Raw genomic sequence first — 3,956 nt, 5'->3', positions numbered from 1 at the left:
AACATTAAAAAGGGTGGGTTAAAATTTGGCCTCTTTAGTCGACAGTTAGTAGAAGTAACAGCTGCAGTAGACGAAAAGGTTTCTAATAATCTCAGTTTTAAAAGAGTTAATCGGTTTAATCAATTCTCAGATTCAAATTTAATACTAGATCCTCTATATAGAGAATTGGGTGAGATGAAAGATATGCTCAATTCTATTTCAGAAAGTAAAAATGGTTGTGGTTTTCCTGTAGAGTGTCAAAAGATTAAGGAAGAGCTGAATTATTTTAATAAGATGATTTGTCCTGTATTAGAAAAAAAAGGCATTTATTCTCAAAATATTAAAGAACTTTATAAGGAAATGATATTAAATGGGATAAACGAGAGGCTTGCTCTTGAGCTTATTGATAAAACGAACAAAATGTGTCCGAAATCTAAATTGGAAAACAAGGAGTATCTTGAGTCATGTTTAGCAAAAATAATGATGGATATGCTAAAAGTATCTGGTTCAATAAAATTAGAGGAAAATAATCGAAAGATAGTCGTATTAGTCGGACCAACAGGAGTTGGGAAGACAACAACTATTGCTAAAATAGCTTCAATCTATTCTATGTTAAAGAAAAAAAAGGTGGTATTAGCAACCGTAGATACATACAGAGTAGGCGCTATAGAGCAGTTAAAGATGTATGCAAAAATAATTAAAATACCTGTAGATATTATTTCAAGCATGAAAAATTTTAAAGATTTTGTTAATGGGTATAAAGACAAAGACCTGATATTAATTGATACTGTTGGTAGAGGCTATCAAGACTCAGCTCATCTCAATGAATTAAAATCCCTTTTTAATAATGGGATTTCTTTAGAGACACATCTGGCTTTAAGTATAACTACTAAAGATAATGATCTCTCAAATATTATAAATAAATTTTCAGCGATTCCAATAGACAGGTTACTATTTACTAAACTAGATGAAAGCACAAATTTTGGAAGTATATTCAATCATTCGATAAATACAAATATCCCTATATCGTATTTAACAACTGGACAGAAGATACCAGAAGATATAGAAGTTGCTGTTCCAGAGAGGATTGTTGATTTAATTCTAAACCTTTCAAAAAACTAAATAAAGAGGAGAAGAATAATGGACCAAGCATCAACTTTAAGATACATGTCAAAGATGAATGAAAACACAAATAGTTCTCAACAAAAAAGAGATAAACAAATAATGGTAATGGCCATTACAAGTGGAAAAGGAGGAGTTGGAAAGACAAATATTGTGGCTAATTTAGCCATTTCTCTTTCCATGTTGAATAGAAGAGTTGTTGTTTTTGATGCTGATTTAGGATTAGCGAATTTAGACGTGCTTTTAGGTTTGATCCCGAAATATAATCTAAAAGATGTATTGATTGGGAAAAAGAGTTTCTCTGAAATAATAGTGGAGGGCCCGAAGGGTATAAAAATTATTCCAGCAAGTTCTGGTATACAAGAGCTTTCTGCATTAACTGACGAGCAGAGACTTAGATTGTTGTCTGAATTTGATCAATTCGATGAAAATATTGATATACTTCTTATTGATACAGCTGCAGGTATTTCTTCGAATGTTATGTACTTTAACGTAGCGGCTCAAGAGATTATAGTTATAGCGGCTCCTGAGCCTACTTCAATTACTGATGCGTATGCTCTCATGAAGGTTCTTTCAATAAATTATGGAGAAAAATATTTTAGGCTTATTGTCAATTCTGTAAAAGATGAGAAGGAAGGAAAAGAGGTATTTAAAAAGTTAAGCGTTGCTGCTGATAGATTTCTGGATATCTCAATCGATTATTTAGGTTCTATTCCTTTTGATGAGAGCGTAACTAAAGCAGTAAGACAACAGAAAGCATTGGTAGAGCTTTATCCAAGTTCAAAGGCAGGCAGGTCTTTTGCTGCTCTGGCTAAATCGATTTCAAAGATTTCTCCAAGAACACATCCAAAAGGGAATATTCAATTTTTCTGGCAACAGATACTTCAAAATCATATGAATTTAAAAAAAGAATAATTTATCACTGGAGAACTGAAGGTGGCCAAGATATTACAGAAAAAATTAAAAGAAAAATATGAATATAAAGAACCGTCAGTTAAAGAACAGTTAATTCTAAAATATGCACCTATGATTAAATATATTGCTCAACGTATTGCTGCCAGATTACCTTCTCATGTAGATATAAATGATCTTATTAGTTCAGGAGTGATTGGATTGATTGACGCGTTAGAAAAATTTAATCCTGAAAGGGATATTCAGTTTAAAACATATGCCGAATTTAGGATAAAGGGAGCGATATTAGATGATTTAAGGTCTCTTGATTGGATCCCCAGATCCGTGCGACAAAAGATAAATAGGTTGGAAAAGGTTTATAGTAATTTGGAACAAAAACTAGGGAGAGCTGCAACGGATGAAGAGGTTGCAAAATCTTTGAGTATCGGATTAGAAGATTTACATCAAATTCTGAATAAAGCTCGTGGTGTTTCTTTGATAAGCAAAGAATCATTAGGAAGGAATCTTTCAGAAGATGAGAGGGTGAATCTGATCGAATCGCTATCTGGTAGCAGAAAAATGGATCCTTCCTTATTATTAAAGACTAAACAAATAAAAGAGATTACAGCAAAGGCAATCGATCAATTGCCTGAAAAAGAAAGACAAGTAGTATCTCTCTATTATTATGAAGAATTAACAATGAAAGAGATAGGAAAGGTGTTAGATATTACAGAGTCAAGGGTTTCTCAGATTCATACCAGGGCGATGTTGAGACTGAGAGGAAAGTTAAAAAAAACATTAGAAGTAGAAGAATAAGAGAATAACAAAGTAAATTTTAAACTGTATTTTCTCGTTATTAAAAAGAGAGTAACAATTATTAAACTTCATCTTATTTAAGAAGCAGAAGAGAAAATGGAGAAGTCTATCTTAAAAACAGATAGATATATTGAAATGCTGGAAAGCAGGGAAGATTTGTATCGAAAAGAAGCAGCAGAAAAGCTAGGTGAAATTAAGGATGAAAAATCAATCTATTATCTCATCAAAGCTTTGAGAGATAAGAATAAAGGGGTTCAAGAAGCCGCTACAGAATCTTTGATAAAGATAGGGGGAGAGATAACTGTTTATAACATTCTTCCATTATTAAGGGATAATGATCTTTCTGTAAAAAACAGCGCGTTTGAAATTTTAGAAAAAGTAGGAAGCCAAGGAATTGAACTACTCTTGCCCCTTTTAAAAGATAGAGATGATGACATCCGATGTTTTGTGGCAGATATCCTTGGAAGTATCGATGATAAGAGAGTAACAGAAAATTTAATTGAAAGTTTAGATGATAAAAACCTTAATGTTAGAGCTTCGGCTGCTACGAGTCTTGGTTTGTTAAGAAACCCTTCAGCTGTAGAGTCTCTCTTAGAGAAATTAGAGGATCAGAATGATTGGGTTAAGTTTTCCATTATTGAAGCTTTAGCAAATTTCAAGGACAAAAAGGCTGTAGAGCCACTTATTAGATTATTAAAAGTTCATAATAATTTGGTATTGTATGCTGTTATTGAAGCCCTTGGAAAAATAGGTGATCCACGAGCCATATCTCCTTTGGTCCAGCTACTCAAGAGTACTAAGAAGAGCATCCGTAATGTAATTGTAAAAACCCTTATCGAGATATCAGAAAAGACTCCAAAAGAGCTTTTAAGAAAGATCGATACGGAAAAGCTTACTAAATATTTATATGATGCTTTAAAAGATCAGGATAATAGTATTCAGAACTATGCAATAAAAGGATTGGGAAAGATAGGGGATGAAAGGTCTGTAAGATCTCTATTAACGATTGCTGAAAGTTTAGATTCTAAAGAAGATAGAAGAACACAACTTCTCATAGATGCTTTGAAAGAGATTGGAGCAATTGAGCCTTTAATTAAAGCCTTAAACACCAAGAAAGAAAACGTCCTTTATATCGTCATTTTGGTATT

4 protein-coding genes are annotated in these 3,956 nt (G+C 32.6%); all 4 read left to right on the top strand.

The window, feature by feature from the left end:
- Nucleotides 1-1,101: flagellar biosynthesis protein FlhF (gene flhF / locus VMW81_06225; protein HUU50534.1), on the top strand; the 1,101-nt coding region annotated here is incomplete at its 5' end.
- A gap of 18 nt (nt 1,102-1,119) precedes the next feature.
- Nucleotides 1,120-2,016, top strand: a complete 897-nt coding sequence (locus VMW81_06220) for a MinD/ParA family protein (GenBank protein ID HUU50533.1) — start codon at nt 1,120-1,122, stop codon at nt 2,014-2,016.
- Nucleotides 2,017-2,037: 21 nt separating this feature from the next.
- Nucleotides 2,038-2,808, top strand: coding sequence for a FliA/WhiG family RNA polymerase sigma factor (locus VMW81_06215; GenBank protein HUU50532.1), 771 nt, complete (start codon nt 2,038-2,040; stop codon nt 2,806-2,808).
- Between the two features lie 96 nt (nt 2,809-2,904).
- Nucleotides 2,905-3,956: HEAT repeat domain-containing protein (locus VMW81_06210; GenBank protein HUU50531.1), on the top strand; the 1,052-nt coding region annotated here is incomplete at its 3' end.

The organism is Nitrospinota bacterium (assembly GCA_035528715.1).
Classification (GTDB): Bacteria; JADFOP01; JADFOP01; order DATKYB01; family DATKYB01; genus DATKYB01.
Note: the sequence above shows the minus strand (reverse complement) of the source record. Positions and strands in the feature narration are given on the sequence as shown.

Bases quoted from the DNA above. Each gene is read 5' to 3' on its own strand.
- VMW81_06220 (HUU50533.1), top strand. From the start codon at position 1,120: ATGGACCAAGCATCAACTTTAAGATACATGTCAAAGATGAATGAAAAC.